We start from the raw sequence: 15,051 nt of genomic DNA, 5'->3' as shown, positions 1-15,051 counted from the left end.
GGCTTATTTGATGGCGGGTGGAAATCGATGGTTCCTGATATTCATTCGATATCAAATCTCAAATTCTTAATATTAGACAGCCCCATCAAGCACGCCTAAAGTCATCCGCTGGACCATATGGCCAGGACCGCCGCCTAGAGCGGCCGGCCATCCACGCAAAGGAGACTTCCATGCAACACCGCAGAAAGATGCTGACGGCCATGTTGGCCGTGGCCTTGCTTGGCGCCGCCGGCCATCAGGCCGTCGCGCACGCCGAGACCTTCCCCTCCCGCCCGATCAAGTTCGTGGTGCCGTTCGGCCCAGGCAGCGGCACCGATACCTCGGCCCGCTATTTCGCCCGCCAGCTGCAGGAACTTACCGGTCAGCCGGTAGTAGTGGAGAACAAGCCGGGCGCCAATGGTTTCATCGCAGTGAAGAACGTGTTGTCGGCGCCGGCGGATGGCTACACGGTGTTCATCGGCAGCAATTCGACGCTGGCGGTCAATGCGGCGCTGTTCAAGGCGCTGCCCTACGATCCCGTCAAGGATTTCGCGCCGCTGACCATGATGATGCGCTCACCCGCCATGCTGGCAGTCAGTCCGCAGGCGCCGTACGGCACCCTGAAGGATCTGATCGCCTACGCCCAGGCCAATCCCGGCAAGGTGAATTTCGGCGCGGGCTCTGCCGGCTACCAATTGATGGGGGAGTTGCTGAACGACAGCGCCGGTCTGAAGACGGTACATGTGCCGTTCAAGGGCGCCGGCGATGCCATCATGGCTGTGGCCGGCGGTACGGTGGACTACACGTTCGCCGAGGTGACAGCGGTGCAGGAGCTGGCCAAGGACGGCCGCGTGAAGGTGGTGGCGGTGGCGTCGGACCAGCGTGTCGGGACTTCACCCGATGTGCCGACGGCGACCGAGGCCGGCCTGCCCGGATTCGAAGCCTATACCTGGGTGGGCGCGATGGTCAGCGCCAAGACGCCGGCCGAACAGACCGAGCGCCTGGCCGAGCTGTTCACGCGCATATCCAAGATGCCCGAAACCCGCGCCTTCTATGAACGCCTGGGCGCCACGCCGATGACGGGCGGTCCTGCGCAGATGCACGAATTCCAGCAGAAGGAAATCGCGCTGTGGCAGCGCATCGTCAAGAAGGCGAACGTTCCCCAACAATGAAGGAAGAGGCGAGCATGACGTCGCAAGCCCTGCAGAATGTGAAGGTGCTCGATCTGTCGCGCGTGCTGGCCGGCCCCTGGGCCGCCCAGACGCTGGGCGACCTGGGCGCTGAAGTGATCAAGGTGGAGCGACCGGGCACGGGCGACGATACGCGCGCCTGGGGGCCGCCCTACGTGACCGATCCGGTGGGGCAGCCCACGGGCGAGTCCGCTTATTACATGTGCGCCAACCGCAACAAGCAGTCGGTCAGCATCGATTTCACCAAGCCCGAGGGGCAGGAACTGGTGCGGCAGCTGGCGCGGCAATGCGATGTGCTGATCGAGAACTTCAAGACCGGGGGCCTTGCGCAATACGGGCTGGACTATGCGTCGCTGAGCGAGCTGAATCCCAGGCTGGTGTATTGCTCGGTCACCGGCTTCGGCCAGGACGGTCCGTATGCGCATCGCGCCGGCTACGACTTTTTGATCCAGGGCATGGGCGGCTTGATGAGCATCACGGGGCATCCCGACGGCATGCCCGGCGGCGGTCCCATGAAAGTGGGCGTGGCGTTGACCGACATCCTGACGGGACTGTATGCCAGCACCGCCATCCTGGCCGCGCTGCAGGCGCGTGCGCACACCGGGCGCGGCCAGCATATTGATCTGGCCTTGCTTGACGTGGGCGTCGCCTGCCTGGGCAATCAGGCGATGAACTATCTGTACGGCCAGCAGGCGCCGCGCCGCATGGGCAACGCGCATCCGAATACGCTGCCGTATCAGGATTTTCCGACCGCCGACGGGCATATGATCCTGGCCGTCGGCAACGATGGGCAATTCGCCCGGCTGTGCGTCGCCATAGAACGGCCGCAATGGGCCGAGGACGAGCGCTTTGCGCGCAATGCGGCGCGGATTGCCCATCGTGAGGAACTGATCGAAGGCTTGCGCGCCATCACCGTCACCCGCAGCACGCGCGACTGGGTCGCGCTGCTGGAGCAGCACGGCGTGCCTTGCGGACCCATCAACACCGTCGCGGACGTATTCGAGGATCCGCAGGTCCAGGCGCGCGGCCTGCGCATGAGCATGCAGCACCCGCAGGCGGGCGAAGTGCCGCTGGTCGCCAGCCCCATCCGCCTGTCGGACACGCCGGTGAGCTACCGCCACGCGCCGCCGCAACTGGGCCAGCATACCGACGCAGTCCTGGCCCGCCTGCTGGGCTTGAGTGCGGAGACCTTGCATACACATCGAATCAATGGAGTCCTGGGATGAGCAGTTTGAATTCACTGGCGTTGCCGCTGACGCGCATTCCTCCCGAAGACGAGGCCCTGCGTCCCGCCGTGCGCGCCTTCCTGCAGGAAGCCGTGCGCGACATGCCGGCGCATATCCGGGCGCGTTCCTGGGGCGGCTACGACACCGCGTTCAGTCGCCGCGTGGGCGAGCTCGGCTGGATCGGCCTGACGCTGCCGCGCGAATACGGCGGGGGCGGACGCAGCGCCTTTGCGCGCTATGTGCTGGTAGAGGAATTCCTCAATGCCGGTGCGCCGGTCGGGTCGCACTGGATCGCGGACCGGCAGAGTGCGCCGCTCATCCTCAAGTACGGCACGGAAGCGCAGAAACGCTTTCATGTTCCCCGGATCTGCCGCGGCGAGTCTTTCTTCTGCATAGGCATGAGCGAGCCCAACTCGGGGTCGGACCTGGCCAGCGTGCGCACGCGCGCGGCGCCGAACGACCGCGGCTGGCTGCTCAACGGCCAGAAGATCTGGACCACCAACGCCCATCACTGCCAGTACATGATTGCGCTGGTGCGCACCTCCGGCGGGCCAGAGGATCGCCACAAGGGCCTGTCGCAGGTGATCATCGACCTGTCCCTGCCCGGCGTGACGGTGCGGCCGATCGAGGACCTGTCGGGAGACAGCCACTTCTGCGAAGTGTTCTTCGATAACGTGCAGTTGGACGCCGATGCGCTGGTGGGCGACGAAGGGCAGGGCTGGGAGCAGGTCACGGCCGAACTGGCGTTCGAGCGCAGCGGCCCGGAACGGCTGTATTCCAGCATCGTGCTGTTCGATCAATGGCTGGACTATGCGCGCCTGCCCGCCAATCGCACGCCCTCGTCCCGGCGGCTGGCCGGCAAGGTGCTCGGCCAGCTGACGCCGTTGCGGGCCATGTCGGTGTCGGTGCAGGAGAAGCTGACGCGCGGCGCCAGCCCCATCGTGGAGGCGGCGCTGGTCAAGGAGCTGGGCACCACGCTGGAACAGATGATTCCGGCCTGGATTGCGGAAGACCTGTACTCGCGCGAGGCCGAGGACATTCCGGTGGAACTGCTGATGACCTTGAAGTACGTGACGGAGGCCTCGCCCTCGTTTTCCCTGCGGGGCGGCACCCGCGAGATTCTGCGCGGCATGATCGCGCGCGGCCTGGGCCTGCGCTGAAGGAGCATGACATGAGCGATAACGATCTTTACGCCGATGCCGCGCGCCAGGTGCTGGCGGACCATTGCACGCCGCAGGCGGTGCGCGATATCGAAGCGGGCGGCGACGCCGCCGGCAGGCTCTGGCAACAGCTGGAGGACACCGGTCTGGCCGACGCGCTGGTCGGCGAGGAAGAGGGCGGTTCCGGGCTGAGCCTGGAGCAGGTGTTCGGCGTGCTGGAGCAATGCGGCGCTCATGCGCTGCCCTTGTTGCTGGGCGAGACCATGATCGCGCGCGCGCTGCTGCCGGCGGCGCAGCGGCCTGCTGGCAGCATTGCATTGGCACGCGGCGTGCAACAGGCGGATGGCGCCTGGCATTGCGCGCTGGTGCGCGGCGGCGCGGTGGCTGACAGCGTGCTTGTGCAGACGGGCGATGCCTGGCGCCTGCTGGACGCCGCGCAGGCGCATAGGGAGCCGCAGGCGCTGGCATTGGACGCCGCCCTGAGCTGGACCCCGGCCCAGGTCGCGGCTGCGCCGTTGGCGCCGATGGCCGCGGCTACCGACGTCCGCACCATGCAGGCCTGCGTGGTCGCGCCGCAGATGGCGGGCGCGCTGGGCAGCGTGCTGGAGCGCACCCTGCAATACGCCAATGAGCGCCAGCAGTTCGGCCGGCCCATCGGCAAGTTCCAGGCCATCCAGCATCAGCTGGCCGTCATGAGCGAGCATGTCTGCGCCGCGCGCATGGCGGCGCAGCTTGGCTGCCATGCCGACGGCGTGGCGCCGGACCGGCTGCGGGTGGCGGTCGCCAAGGCGCGCTGCAGCGAGGCGGCGCTGGTGGTGTCCGAGCTGGCGCACGCCGTGCATGGCGCGATCGGCTTTACGGAAGAATACGATTTGCAACTCTACACGCGCCGCCTGCATGCCTGGCGTCAGACCGCGGGCAGCGAAGCCTACTGGCATGACGTGGCGGGCGAGGCGCTGCTCGCGCATGCAGGGCCGACGCTGGACCTGGTGCGTAAGATTACCGACGTCCCGGCCTAAGCCCGGCTCTCAGGAGAAACTTGCATGGCTTTTCTGCAGATAGAACGCGAGGACGGCATCGTCGTCGCCACCATGAACCAGCCGGAGACACGCAATGCGCTGACCGGCAACACCGCCGTCGAAGAGATCGTGCAGCTATGCGCGGACATCCGCCAGGACGCCAGCGTGAAGGTGCTGATCCTGACCGCCGCCGGGCCCATTTTCAGCTCGGGCGGCAACGTCAAGGACATGCGCCGCTTTTTCGACGATGCGCTGACTCCTGAGCACATCTGCGAGGAGTACCGGCAGGGCATCCAGCGCATTCCACTTGCGCTGCATGGCCTGGACGTGCCCGTCATCTGCGCCGTCAACGGTCCGGCCATCGGGGCGGGACTGGACATCGCCTGCATGTGCGACATCCGCATCGCGGCCGACACGGCCACGTTCGCCGAGAGCTTCGTGCGTGTGGGCATCGTGCCGGGCGACGGCGGCGCCTGGCTGCTGCCGCGCGCCGTGGGCATGGCCCGCGCCAGCGAAATGGCCTACACGGGCGAGGCCATCAGCGCGCAGGACGCGCTGGCGTGGGGCCTGGTCAGCCGGGTGGTGCCGGTGGCGGACCTGCTGCCGACCGCCAGGACCCTGGCCGCAAAGATCGCCGCCAATCCCGGCGGCGTCATGCGCATGACCAAGCGCCTGCTGCGCGAAGGCCAGCACAGCAGCCTGGCGTCCTTGCTGGAGCTGTCGGCCAGTTATCAGGCGCTGGCCCACAAGACTGCTGAACATCGCGAGGCGGTCACCGCGTTCATCGAGAAGCGCGCGCCGAAGTTTTGAAGGGCGGCGCCGCCGATGCATTTGCGCATCGGCAGCGCCGGATGGCGTCAGTGCGCGTCCATCATGTGCAGGCCGCTGCCCAGATGCGCAGCGCCATCGATCTGGAGCAGCTGGCCCGTCATCAGGTGGCCAGCCGGCGTGGCCAGGAAGGCAACCAGCTCCGCGACTTCTTCGATCGATGTGGCCCGGCCCATGGGCGTGGCGGCGACCAGGCGGTCCAGCATGGCCTGCGCAGCCTCGCCGGCCAATCCTGGCGTGATCACCGCTCCGGGGCCGATGCAATTGAGCGCGATGTCATCAGCAGCCCATTCCAGGGCCAGGGTCCGAGTCAGGCCCAGCACGCCGGCGCGTGCGGCGATGGAATGGGCAATTCCCATGGAGCCGCGGTCCACGCCCGAGAGCGAGATGTTCACCACCGTGCCTTGGCGAGCCTTGAGGAAGGGGTAAGCTGCCTTGGTTACGACGAACACGGCGTTCAGATTGGTGTCGATCACCGCATCCCAACCTTTGCGGCTGATCTGCGCGGCGGGCGCGAAGAATTGGCCGCCGGCATTATTCACCAGCAGGTCGATGCCCTGGCGTTCGCCCACTTCGGCGATCAGCGCCTCGATGGCGGCGGTGTCGCGGATGTTGGCGCAGGCATAGCTGAAGTCGCCGGTCAGTTTTTCTGCCATTCCGGCGGTCTCCGCCAAGGGATCTTCGCGCCGTCCCACCCCGAACACGTCCATGCCCAGCGCCAGCAAACGCAGGGCGATGCCACGACCGATGCCAGAGCCGGCGCCAGTGACCAGTGCGCTGCGGCCGACCAGAACGCCGGGCCGCATGACCTGGGTGGATTCCATGCAAGTTTCAGATTTCATGAGGTTCACCTGGAAGTAGGAATTCAAGAGACCTGCCGCCGCCCGCCGCCGATGGCCGGCGTGGGGCTGCGGGGGATGCGTTGACCGTCGAACAGGGCGGGAAAGGCCGGCACGTGTTCGCCGTTGGCGAGTTCCTGCGATACGGCCCCAGGCCGCAGGCCGCGGATGAGCGTCAGCGCTTCGGCCGGCGCCCGGACGTTGCCGGCCGGGATCTGCATGTCCCGCATCTGCCGGAGCACGGCTTCGCGGGTCTGCGGCAGGGTCCAGGCTTCCACCTGGGCGTCGAAGTGCGCCGCGCGGCGGATGCGTTCCTTGATGGGCGCATCGTCCGCGCCGATCAGCGGGCGCAGGCGCGCCCAATAGCTGTCCAGCCCGCCCAGGATGTAGACATGGCCGTCTGCGCAGCGATATATGCTGGAAGGCGCCGACGCGCGGTCGCGGTTGCCCATGGGCGGATCCAGTGTTTCGCCTTCGCTTAGCGCCAGCGCCGCCGGCCCCAGCAGCATTGCGGACGCCACCTCCATCATGGAGAGATCGATCAAGCGCCCGCGGCCTTCGAGCATCGCCATCGCGCAGGACAGTCCCGCGTACATGCCGCTGAACATGTCCACGGGCCAGCTCGTGGTCAGGCGCGGCGAGCCGTCCTCGTCGCCGTTCAAGAGGGCGAAGCCGGATTCGCATTGCGCAATGGTGTCCATGCAGATGCGGTCGTCCTGCTGTCCGTAGCCGGAGATGAGCACGACGGTCAGGCGGGGATGGCGTGCGCATAACGCCGGGCCTTGCAGGTCCAGACGGGCGAGCGATCCTGGCGCCAGATTGCAGATGAAGGCGTCGGCCTGCGCCAGCAGCGTCTCCAGTGCTTCTCGTCCGTCCGGCGCGGCCAGGTCCAGCACCTGGCTGCGCTTGCCGGTGTTGAAGCTGCGAGCGTAGAAGCTGCCGAAGCTATTTCCCGGCAAGGTACGCACGCCATCGCCGCGCGGCGGCTCCACCTTGACCACGTCGGCGCCGAAATCCGCCAGGTACTGCGCGGCGGTAGGGCCGGCGATGAACTGCGACAGCTCGATGACGCGCTTGCCGGCAAGGGGGCGTGGAGTGTCGGCCTCAGGCATGGATCACCCGCTTGGCTTTGTGGACGGTGCGCGGCAGGGTGCCGTTTTCCACCACTTCCACGTGAAAGCGCACCTGCAGGCGATCGCGCAGCAGTTGCGACAGCCTTTCGCCAAGGTCGGCGCTGGCGCCGGGTTCGCGTTCGACGCGCAGCTTCACGCCGGTCAGGAAGCCAGTGCTCGGATCCTTGACGCTGTCGTCGATGATGATCACGTATTCATTGCTGACGCCGGCAAAGCCACGGACCACGTCTTCGATGGCGGACGGGAACAGATTCACGCCGCGCACGATCAGCATGTCATCGGCGCGGCCGAGCACGCCGCCAGGCAGGCGGGCATGGGTGCGGCCATCGGGGCCCGGGCGGCTGTCGCGCACCACGATGTCTCCAGTCCACCAGCGCACCAGCGGGCAGGCCTGCTTGTCCAGATGGGTGAGCACCAGCACGCCGCGTTCGCCGTCGGCCACCGGCTCATGCGTGTCGGGGTGCAGGATTTCGACGTAGATGAAATCCTCGGCCAGCGTGGGGCCGAGCTGCGCGGCGGTATCCCAGCCTATGGGTTGGCATTCCAGGGCGCCGTAGCAGTCGAACATCTTGGCGCCCCACAGGCGCTCGATGCGTTCGCGCGTGCCGGCCACGCTGGCGCCGGGCTCGCCGCCGACGCAGACCATGCGCACGCGGGATTCGCGCAGGTCGCGTCCCATGGATTGGGCGGTCTCGGCCATGTGGGCCATGAAGGACGGGGTGCCGATGACGCAGTCCGTGCCGTACTGGAAGATGGTTTCCACCTGGCGTTGCGTGTCGCCGGAGGAGCCCGGAATCACCAACGCGCCGACCCGCTGCGCGGCCAGGGTGGCGCCCAGGCCGCCGACGAACCAGGCGTAATTGAACATGCATTGGAAGACATCGCCGCGGCGCAGCCCCTGGCCGTAGAGATAGCGTGCGTACAGCTCGGCCCAGCGGTCCACGTCATGCTGGGTCCAGAGCACGGGAGCGGGCTGCGCCGTGGTGCCGGAGGAAAAGTGCACCCGCACGGCCTCGCCGGGCTGGACCGCGGCCAGCGTGCCGAAGGGCGGCGCGGCGCGCAGGCCTTCGAGATAGTCGCGCTTGTGGGTGAAAGGCAGGCGTCTCAGGTCTGCCAGGGTCTTGAGGTCTTCTGGAACGAAGCCCGCGTCCGCGAACACCTTGCGGTAGTGCTCGCTGGTATCCGCGACGCGCCGCAACTGCCGGCGCAAGGCTTCGAGCTGGAAGGTCTCGATGCGGTCGCGCGACCAGGTTTCGACCTCATCCCAGATGGTACTGGAATAGGGGAGTTGCTCTTGCTGCTTCATTGTTGGAGTCCTTGAGTAGCCCCCGCAGCGCATAGGCCGCGAGGGTGTGCGCGATATCGTCTATCGCCGCGTCGCTCTGCAGACGCCGCTGGCTGTACCACACGGTGGCCCAGTTCAGCGCGCCAAAGAAGGGTTTGCTCAACATCCTGGCGGGAAGGTCCACGAAGTCACGTTCGCGGATGCCGTCATCGATCACCTCGACGAACATCTGCTCGTAGTCATCGCGCATCTTCACCACGGACCGCAGCCGCTTGGCGGCCGCGGACGCCTCGAGCAGGTGACGCTCCAGCCCCTGCACCGCCACCTTCTGCATCGGCAGTTCCTTGAGCAGGATCTGGGTATGGCGCAGCGCCATGGCCGACAGGCGTTCGACCGCCTTGCCGCCGCCGCGGGCGATGGGGTCGATCTCGTCCGTCAGCCGGGTCATTGCCGCCACCTGCACGTCGAAGAACAGGTCGGCCTTGCTCCGGTAGTGGTGATAGATGCGGCCCTTGGTGGCGCCCAGGCGTTGGGCGACCGCGTCGATGGAAGTGGCCGCATAGCCGAACTCCATGAAGAGTTCCGCGGCCGCCTGCAGGATTTCCTCGCGCGACTCGCCGCCGCCCACTTCTGCCGGGTTCTGTTGTGCACTCACCATTGCTACCTCTTTTCGGAATCGGGTCAAATAGCCAGCTCTTCCGCCTCCTTGCGTACCGCGCGCGACAAGACCAGCCGCTGGATTTCGGAAGAGCCCTCATAGATCTCGAGTATGCGCTGGTCGCGGTACAGCCGCTCGGCCACCGTAGGCTTGCAGTAGCCCAGCCCGCCCCAGATCTGAACGGTATTGTCCACTACCCGGTGCGAAACCTCCGAGGCGAACAGCTTGGTCATGGCGCCCAGGTTGGAGACGTCTTCCTGGCGGTCATAGGCTTGGGCAGCCTGGTACAGCATCATGCGGGCAGCCGAGATTTCCGTGGCCATGTCGGCAAGGCGAAAGCCGATGGCCTGGTTGTCCCCGATGGGTTGGCCGAAAGTCCGGCGCGCCACGGCGCGGGCCGCGGCCTCGCGGTAGCTCGCCAGCGCCACGCCCAGGGACTGGGCGGCGACCATGATGCGGCCGACATTCAACGTCTGCAACGCCAGGCGCAGCGCGCGGTTGAGTTCACCGACCTGGGCGCTTTCGGGCACGACCAGGTCGAGTTTCAGGTTAGAGGTCTGGGTGCCGCGGATGCCCATCTTGTCGGAGAGTTCGTCAATGACCGCGCCCGGCTGCTCCTTGTCGACCATGAAGGCGCTGATGCCGCGTCCTCCTGCCGCCGGGTCGGTCTTGGCAAAGACCACGTAGTAACGAGACGCGCCGCCATTGCCGATCCAGTATTTCTCCCCGCGCAGGCGCCAGCCGCCGCCTTCGCGCACGGCCGTGGCCTCGATGGCCGCGGCATCCGAACCGGCGATGCGCTCGGAAAGTGCAAAGCTGGTGGCGCGGCCCTCGGCCATTTCGCGCAGATAGAAGGATTTCTGCTCGTCCGTGCCGGCCAGCAGCAGGGGGAACGCGCCCAACTGATAGGCGCACATGATGGCGGCGGTCGAAGCGCAGTGCGTGCCCAGGGCTTCGACTGCCGCCACGGTGGCGACCAGGTTGGCGCCCTGGCCGCCCCATTGCGTGGGTAGGAACAGGCCTGTGAACTTGTTTTCCACCAGGGCGGCGATGGTCTCCCAGGGATAGCGTTGTTCACGGTCCAGTTCGGGGGCGAGCGGCGCGAAGCGCTCGGAGCCCAGCTTATGGGCCAGGGCCTGCCAGCGGGTGGCGGTATCGTCCAGCGTGGGATTCCAGATAACAGTCACTTCGAGTTCTCCAGTGTGGTCGCCATGGCCTTGGGACGCTTGCGACGTGTCGCCAGCAGGCCCATCAGCCCTTGCGGAAAGAAAGCCAGAACAAGGATCAGCAGGCTGCCGAGCACGATTTTGTCGACATAGCCTCCGAACGAGAAAAACTTTTCCTGGATCAGGATCAGCGCGGTGGCCAGTAGCGGCCCGAGCAACTGGCGGCGGCCGACCAGTACGACGGCGGTCAGCATCAGGATGAGGAAGTAGGTTTCAAGGATGTCGGCGCTGACGTAGGCGCGCTGATAGGCATACAGCCAGCCCGCGCAGGCCGTGATGGGCGCCGAGAACAGGAAGACCTGCAGGCGCACCCTGAGCGGATCGATGCCGTTCATGGTGGCCAGGCGGGGATTCAGGTGCACCATCAGCGCCGCCTGGCCCAGGCGCGAGTGGCGGAAGCGGTCCACCAGGTAGAGCGTGATCGCCAGCAGCGTGAACGCGTAGGGCCAGAGCGTCTGGTCATTGCCGGCACTGAGCGTCCAGCCGCCGATGGACAAGTCCAGCGTGGGCAGGCCGCGGATGCCATCCGAGCCGCCCAGGAAGGCCCAGTTGGCTGCCAGGGTCATGGCGACCACGGCGACCGCGTACGTCACCAGCGAAAAGACGAACTCGCGCAAGCGCAGGGTGACCAATCCGATTACTGCCGCCAATCCCAGGGCGACCGCAATCGACGCGGCCAGCGTCAACCAGGCGCTGGCGCCGGAGCGGGTAGCCAGCAACGCCGTCACATAAGCTCCCGCAGCGAAGAAGACAGTATGTCCCAGGCTCACCTCGCCCAGGTCCGAGACGATGACATCCAGCCCGTAGGCCATGACGGCCATGATGGCGATCAGCACGGCGGCGCTGTAGAGAGCCTGGCTGCCGCCCAGCCAGGAAGGCAGGAAGAATACGATGACGGCGCCCGGCAGCAGCGCGAGACGCGAGGCGGAAAGCGTGGCCATCAATGGACTCCTTTCATCGAGCCGGCGGTCAGGCCGCCAGGGCGCAGCACCAGCACGCCAATCAGTACGACGAAGGCCGCGGCGGTTGCGTATGCGGGCGACACCAGGGCGCTGAACAGCGCGGTAAAGACGCCCAGTGCGACACCCGCGACGTAACTGCCGGTCACGCTGCCGATGCCTCCCAGCACGACCACGACGAAAGTGATGATCACCTCTTCGAAACCCATGGAGGTCAGGATCGGCGTGCGCGGGGCCACCAGCCCGGCGGCCAGGGCGACCGCAGCGCCCTCGAAGGCGAACACGCCGTAGTAGACCTTCCGCACATTGATGCCCGCCAGTTGGGCCAGCTTGGGATCCTCGGCCACCATGCGCACCAGCCGGCCGGCGCGGCTGCCGTCGAGCACGCGCTTGAGCAGCAGGAACAGCAGGATGGCGGCGACGACGATGGCGGCGTCCTGCCAGGTCAGCCACAGGTCGCCGATCTCGATGTCGCGCTGCGACCAGGCGGTATCCAGAATCTGTCCCGTCGAGCCGAAGGCCAACGACGCCGCGCCGTGCATGACATAGCCGAAGCCCAACGTCATGATCATGATCGACACCAGATTCTGTTCGAACGTGGCGCGCAGCATGATGCGCTGCATCACGATGCCGATCAGCGCGCCGGCCGCCATGGCCAGCGGCAAGGCCAGCAGATAGGGCAGGCCGGCGGTGGTGGTCGCCCACCAGGTGACGAAGGCGCCCAGCATGTACATCTGGCCGTGGCCGAAGTTGACCAGCCGGGCAACGCCCAGCAACAAGGTCCAGCCGATGGCGATCAGCGCGTAGGCATGGCCCAGCACCAGGCCATTGATCAACTGTTGCAGCAGGCTCATGTCGTATGTGCTCCCAGATAGGCTTGCGCGATGCGCGGATCCGCGCCCACCTCGGCGGCCGGACCTTGCAGCACCAGCCGGCCGCGCTCGAGCAGCAGCAGACGGTCGACCACCTGCAAGGCGGCGCGTACGTTCTGTTCCACCAGCAGGATGGCCAGGCCGGCGCTGGCGAGCGAGCGCAGGCTTTGCAGCACTTGCGTCACCAGCATGGGCGCGAGCCCGATGGAGGGTTCGTCCAGCAACAGGGCGCGCGGCCCCATCATGAGCGAGCGGCCGATGCCCAGCATTTGCCGCTCGCCGCCGGATAGCTGACCGCCCAGGTGCAGGCGGCGTTCGCGCAGGCGGGGGAATAGATCGTAGACATCGTCGCGCTTGTAATAGCGGCGCGACGAGTCGTCGACCGGCGTGATGGCGGGGGAGAGATTCTCTTCCACCGTCATGCGTGAAAACACCAGGCGAGACTCCGGCACCAGCAACAGTCCCGCGCGTACGCGCTCATGTGTCGGCAGGCCGTCGATGGGCCGTCCCGAAAGCTGGACCTCGCCGCTGACCGCGGGCTGACCGCGCGACCAGCCCAGCAGGGCGTTGACCAGCGTCGACTTGCCTGCTCCATTGGCGCCTATCACCCCGACGATCTCTCCGGCCCGCAGGTCCAGCTGGTCAAGCTGGAGCACGCGATTGCCGGCATAGGCGACATCGAGACGCCGCGCGCTGAGTACGTGTGGCGTGGAAATCATGAATCGCCTCCGAGATAGGCCTGGAGCACGCGCGGGTCGCGCTGGATCTCTGCCGGCGTGCCGCAGGCCAAAGTCTTGCCGAGGTTGAGGACGCAGATGCGGTCGGCGACGGACATGATGAGGTCCATGTGATGCTCGATCACCACCACGGCCACGCCTTCGGCCTTGAGCGAGCGCAACAGCGAGGTCAGGGCTGCCATGTCGGCGCCGCCCAGCCCCGCGGCGGGTTCGTCCAGCAGCAGCACGTCGGCGCCCGAGCCGTAGGCCAGCGCGATGGACAGCATGCGCTGCATGCCGTACGAGATTTCATGCGGCTTCAGATCGTGGCAATCGGGCGGCAGGCCGAAGCGCTCCAGGCGCTTGGCGGCCTGGTCGCGCAGGGCCTGCGCCTGCCGGCCCGCCGTCAGCGGGCGCAGGATGCAGGCGCCGAGGCCGGCCGTGCCGCCCAACGCCGCCACCATGTTGTCGCGCACGCTCAACTGGTCAAAGAAGGCGTTTTGCTGGAACGCGCGTTTGATGCCCAGCCGCGCCAGCCCGTGGGCCGGCACGGCGCTGATGTTGCGCCCGCGCAGATGCACGCTGCCGCCGCGGGGGACCAGCGCAGACACGGCGTCGTAGCACGAGCTCTTGCCGGCGCCGTTGGGGCCGATGATGCCCAGCAATTCGCCGGCGCTGACTTCCCAGCTGACGTCTTCCAGGGCGACCAGCGCGCCGTAGCGCACGGCCAGGCTGTCCACGCGCAAGGCGGCAGTCATGGCTTGACCACGATCTTTCGGTCTTTGACCGTGAACAGGTAATAGTGCGACTGCAGCTGGCCGTTGGGCTCGAACGTGACGTCGCCCATGAGCGTGCCCTTGAAACTGCCGCCGCGTATGCGCTTGGCCACAGGTTCGCGATCGAGCGTTTTGAGCTCGTTGACCGCCTGGGCCCAAACCTGCAGCGAGGTCGCGCCCAGCGCCATGAACTTGTCCGGCGTGTACTTGAACATCTCCTGCGTCTTGGCGACGAAGCGCTTGTTGGCGCTGTTCGAGGCGAAGGGCTCGACGTCGGGGAAGTAGATGTCCGCGCCTATCAGGCCGTCCGAGGCATCGCCCGCTACGTTGATGACGCTGGGGGCCACGGTGCCGACCGCGCTCACCAGTTGGCCCGGCAGGCGTGATTGGCGGGCCTGGCGGATGATGGCGGGCATGCCCAGGCCTTCGTTGGCGTTAATGGCGACGGTGATGTCTGGCTTGGCGGCGCGCACGTTGGTCATGGCGACGCGGAAGTCGGCTTGGGTGAAGGGGAATTTCTCCTCGGCCACTTTTTCATAGGTGTGCCCGAGAGCCTTCAGCGCCTTCTCGATGGATTCCTGCGCACCGTTGCCGTAGGCGTCGTTCTCGGTAAGAAAGGCGACGCGCTTGGCGCCGGCGGTCTTGGCGATGTATTCGGCGATGACCGTGCCGTCCTGTGCGTTCGAGCTGTTCAGCCGGATCGCCAGCGGATTGCCTTCGCCGGAAAGAATGGGGTCTGCCTTGGAGATTGCGGTGATGTCCAGCACGCCGGCGCGGGCGATCACGGGCTGCATCGCCAACGTCACCGGGCTGTTCCAGCCTTCGATGATGACCGACACGCCGGCGCTGATGAGTTCGGTGGCGCGTGACACGCCGACCGCCGGCGTGGATTCGTCGTCGCGCGACACGATCTCGATCGGACGGCCGAGTACGCCGCCGTCTTCATTGATCACCGCCGCCATGGCCTGAATCGCTTGCGTGACGTGCTGGCCTTGCGGACCCGCGCCGCCCGACAACGGGAAGATGACGCCTACCTTGATGGGCGCGGGGGCCGCCCCGACGGGTGCGCACAAGGCCATCGAGGCCGCCAGCGCCAGGGGCGACGCCATGCGCAACAACTGTTGTATCCGCTTCATGCCTGTCTCCTGATTTTTGTGACACCGGTCTGCGCCGGCGCTGCGGCGG

15 protein-coding genes are annotated in these 15,051 nt (G+C 66.7%); 5 read left to right on the top strand and 10 right to left on the bottom strand.

The annotated features are described in order from the left end of the window. Nucleotides 1-170 precede the first annotated feature (170 nt). From IB259_RS15505 to IB259_RS15485, 5 genes are read left to right on the top strand one after another with little or no spacing between them, the layout of a single operon-like run. Nucleotides 171-1,151 carry a tripartite tricarboxylate transporter substrate binding protein gene (locus IB259_RS15505; protein WP_054452179.1) on the top strand — a complete coding sequence of 327 codons (981 nt, stop codon included), beginning with the start codon at nucleotides 171-173 and terminating at the stop codon, nucleotides 1,149-1,151. Then, the gene (locus IB259_RS15500; protein WP_192329491.1) at nucleotides 1,148-2,395 is read left to right on the top strand and encodes a CaiB/BaiF CoA-transferase family protein; all 1,248 of its coding nucleotides are present in this window, start codon (nucleotides 1,148-1,150) and stop codon (nucleotides 2,393-2,395) included. Before IB259_RS15505 ends, IB259_RS15500 begins: the two co-directional genes overlap by 4 nt. Continuing rightward, on the top strand, nucleotides 2,392-3,555 hold the full coding sequence (locus tag IB259_RS15495) for an acyl-CoA dehydrogenase family protein (protein WP_192329490.1): 1,164 nt from the start codon (nucleotides 2,392-2,394) through the stop codon (nucleotides 3,553-3,555). Before IB259_RS15500 ends, IB259_RS15495 begins: the two co-directional genes overlap by 4 nt. An 11-nt stretch (nucleotides 3,556-3,566) precedes the next feature. Then, complete coding sequence (locus IB259_RS15490; RefSeq protein ID WP_192329489.1) at nucleotides 3,567-4,574, top strand: acyl-CoA dehydrogenase family protein; 1,008 nt, start codon at nucleotides 3,567-3,569, stop codon at nucleotides 4,572-4,574. A 24-nt stretch (nucleotides 4,575-4,598) separates the two neighbouring features. Further along, nucleotides 4,599-5,384, top strand: a complete 786-nt coding sequence (locus IB259_RS15485) for a crotonase/enoyl-CoA hydratase family protein (protein WP_192329487.1) — start codon at nucleotides 4,599-4,601, stop codon at nucleotides 5,382-5,384. Between the two features lie 47 nt (nucleotides 5,385-5,431). Here the strand turns inward: IB259_RS15485 and IB259_RS15480 are convergent, their stop codons facing one another. From IB259_RS15480 to IB259_RS15435, 10 genes are read right to left on the bottom strand one after another with little or no spacing between them, the layout of a single operon-like run. Continuing rightward, the gene (locus tag IB259_RS15480) at nucleotides 5,432-6,244 is read right to left on the bottom strand and encodes an SDR family NAD(P)-dependent oxidoreductase (RefSeq protein WP_082400839.1); all 813 of its coding nucleotides are present in this window, start codon (nucleotides 6,242-6,244) and stop codon (nucleotides 5,432-5,434) included. Between the two features lie 23 nt (nucleotides 6,245-6,267). Beyond that, nucleotides 6,268-7,353, bottom strand: a complete 1,086-nt coding sequence (locus tag IB259_RS15475) for a CoA transferase (protein ID WP_119450433.1) — start codon at nucleotides 7,351-7,353, stop codon at nucleotides 6,268-6,270. Then, nucleotides 7,346-8,680, bottom strand: coding sequence for a phenylacetate--CoA ligase family protein (locus tag IB259_RS15470; RefSeq protein ID WP_054452168.1), 1,335 nt, complete (start codon nucleotides 8,678-8,680; stop codon nucleotides 7,346-7,348). Before IB259_RS15470 ends, IB259_RS15475 begins: the two co-directional genes overlap by 8 nt. After that, nucleotides 8,634-9,317: a TetR/AcrR family transcriptional regulator gene (locus IB259_RS15465; protein WP_054452167.1), complete on the bottom strand. Its 684-nt coding sequence runs from the start codon at nucleotides 9,315-9,317 to the stop codon at nucleotides 8,634-8,636. The genes IB259_RS15470 and IB259_RS15465 overlap by 47 nt, the downstream gene beginning before the upstream one ends. Nucleotides 9,318-9,340: 23 nt before the next feature. Next, complete coding sequence (locus IB259_RS15460) at nucleotides 9,341-10,504, bottom strand: acyl-CoA dehydrogenase family protein (protein ID WP_054452166.1); 1,164 nt, start codon at nucleotides 10,502-10,504, stop codon at nucleotides 9,341-9,343. Beyond that, nucleotides 10,501-11,484 (bottom strand): branched-chain amino acid ABC transporter permease, encoded by a 984-nt coding sequence (locus tag IB259_RS15455; RefSeq protein ID WP_192329484.1) that lies wholly within the window; start codon nucleotides 11,482-11,484, stop codon nucleotides 10,501-10,503. The genes IB259_RS15460 and IB259_RS15455 overlap by 4 nt, the downstream gene beginning before the upstream one ends. After that, complete coding sequence (locus IB259_RS15450; RefSeq protein ID WP_192329482.1) at nucleotides 11,484-12,356, bottom strand: branched-chain amino acid ABC transporter permease; 873 nt, start codon at nucleotides 12,354-12,356, stop codon at nucleotides 11,484-11,486. Before IB259_RS15450 ends, IB259_RS15455 begins: the two co-directional genes overlap by 1 nt. Further along, nucleotides 12,353-13,093 carry an ABC transporter ATP-binding protein gene (locus IB259_RS15445; RefSeq protein ID WP_192329480.1) on the bottom strand — a complete coding sequence of 247 codons (741 nt, stop codon included), beginning with the start codon at nucleotides 13,091-13,093 and terminating at the stop codon, nucleotides 12,353-12,355. Before IB259_RS15445 ends, IB259_RS15450 begins: the two co-directional genes overlap by 4 nt. Further along, entirely contained in the window at nucleotides 13,090-13,848 is a 759-nt protein-coding gene (locus IB259_RS15440; protein WP_054452162.1) for an ABC transporter ATP-binding protein, read from the bottom strand. The genes IB259_RS15445 and IB259_RS15440 overlap by 4 nt, the downstream gene beginning before the upstream one ends. Then, nucleotides 13,845-15,002 carry an ABC transporter substrate-binding protein gene (locus IB259_RS15435; protein WP_054452161.1) on the bottom strand — a complete coding sequence of 386 codons (1,158 nt, stop codon included), beginning with the start codon at nucleotides 15,000-15,002 and terminating at the stop codon, nucleotides 13,845-13,847. Before IB259_RS15435 ends, IB259_RS15440 begins: the two co-directional genes overlap by 4 nt. Nucleotides 15,003-15,051: the final 49 nt, after the last annotated feature.

The sequence above is a fragment of the Achromobacter sp. ACM04 genome (assembly GCF_014851465.1).
Classification (GTDB): Bacteria; Pseudomonadota; Gammaproteobacteria; order Burkholderiales; family Burkholderiaceae_B; genus Achromobacter; species Achromobacter aegrifaciens.
This window is presented reverse-complemented; position numbering and strand designations above follow the sequence as displayed.

Excerpts from the sequence above, each read along its gene's own strand:
- IB259_RS15505 (WP_054452179.1), top strand. The coding sequence starts at position 171 with ATGCAACACCGCAGAAAGATGCTGACGGCCATGTTGGCCGTGGCCTTG.
- IB259_RS15500 (WP_192329491.1), top strand. The coding sequence starts at position 1,148 with ATGAAGGAAGAGGCGAGCATGACGTCGCAAGCCCTGCAGAATGTGAAG.
- IB259_RS15495 (WP_192329490.1), top strand. The coding sequence starts at position 2,392 with ATGAGCAGTTTGAATTCACTGGCGTTGCCGCTGACGCGCATTCCTCCC.
- IB259_RS15490 (WP_192329489.1), top strand. The coding sequence starts at position 3,567 with ATGAGCGATAACGATCTTTACGCCGATGCCGCGCGCCAGGTGCTGGCG.
- IB259_RS15485 (WP_192329487.1), top strand. The coding sequence starts at position 4,599 with ATGGCTTTTCTGCAGATAGAACGCGAGGACGGCATCGTCGTCGCCACC.
- IB259_RS15480 (WP_082400839.1), bottom strand. The coding sequence starts at position 6,244 with ATGAAATCTGAAACTTGCATGGAATCCACCCAGGTCATGCGGCCCGGC.
- IB259_RS15475 (WP_119450433.1), bottom strand. The coding sequence starts at position 7,353 with ATGCCTGAGGCCGACACTCCACGCCCCCTTGCCGGCAAGCGCGTCATC.
- IB259_RS15470 (WP_054452168.1), bottom strand. The coding sequence starts at position 8,680 with ATGAAGCAGCAAGAGCAACTCCCCTATTCCAGTACCATCTGGGATGAG.
- IB259_RS15465 (WP_054452167.1), bottom strand. The coding sequence starts at position 9,317 with ATGGTGAGTGCACAACAGAACCCGGCAGAAGTGGGCGGCGGCGAGTCG.
- IB259_RS15455 (WP_192329484.1), bottom strand. The coding sequence starts at position 11,484 with ATGGCCACGCTTTCCGCCTCGCGTCTCGCGCTGCTGCCGGGCGCCGTC.
- IB259_RS15450 (WP_192329482.1), bottom strand. The coding sequence starts at position 12,356 with ATGAGCCTGCTGCAACAGTTGATCAATGGCCTGGTGCTGGGCCATGCC.
- IB259_RS15445 (WP_192329480.1), bottom strand. The coding sequence starts at position 13,093 with ATGATTTCCACGCCACACGTACTCAGCGCGCGGCGTCTCGATGTCGCC.
- IB259_RS15440 (WP_054452162.1), bottom strand. The coding sequence starts at position 13,848 with ATGACTGCCGCCTTGCGCGTGGACAGCCTGGCCGTGCGCTACGGCGCG.
- IB259_RS15435 (WP_054452161.1), bottom strand. The coding sequence starts at position 15,002 with ATGAAGCGGATACAACAGTTGTTGCGCATGGCGTCGCCCCTGGCGCTG.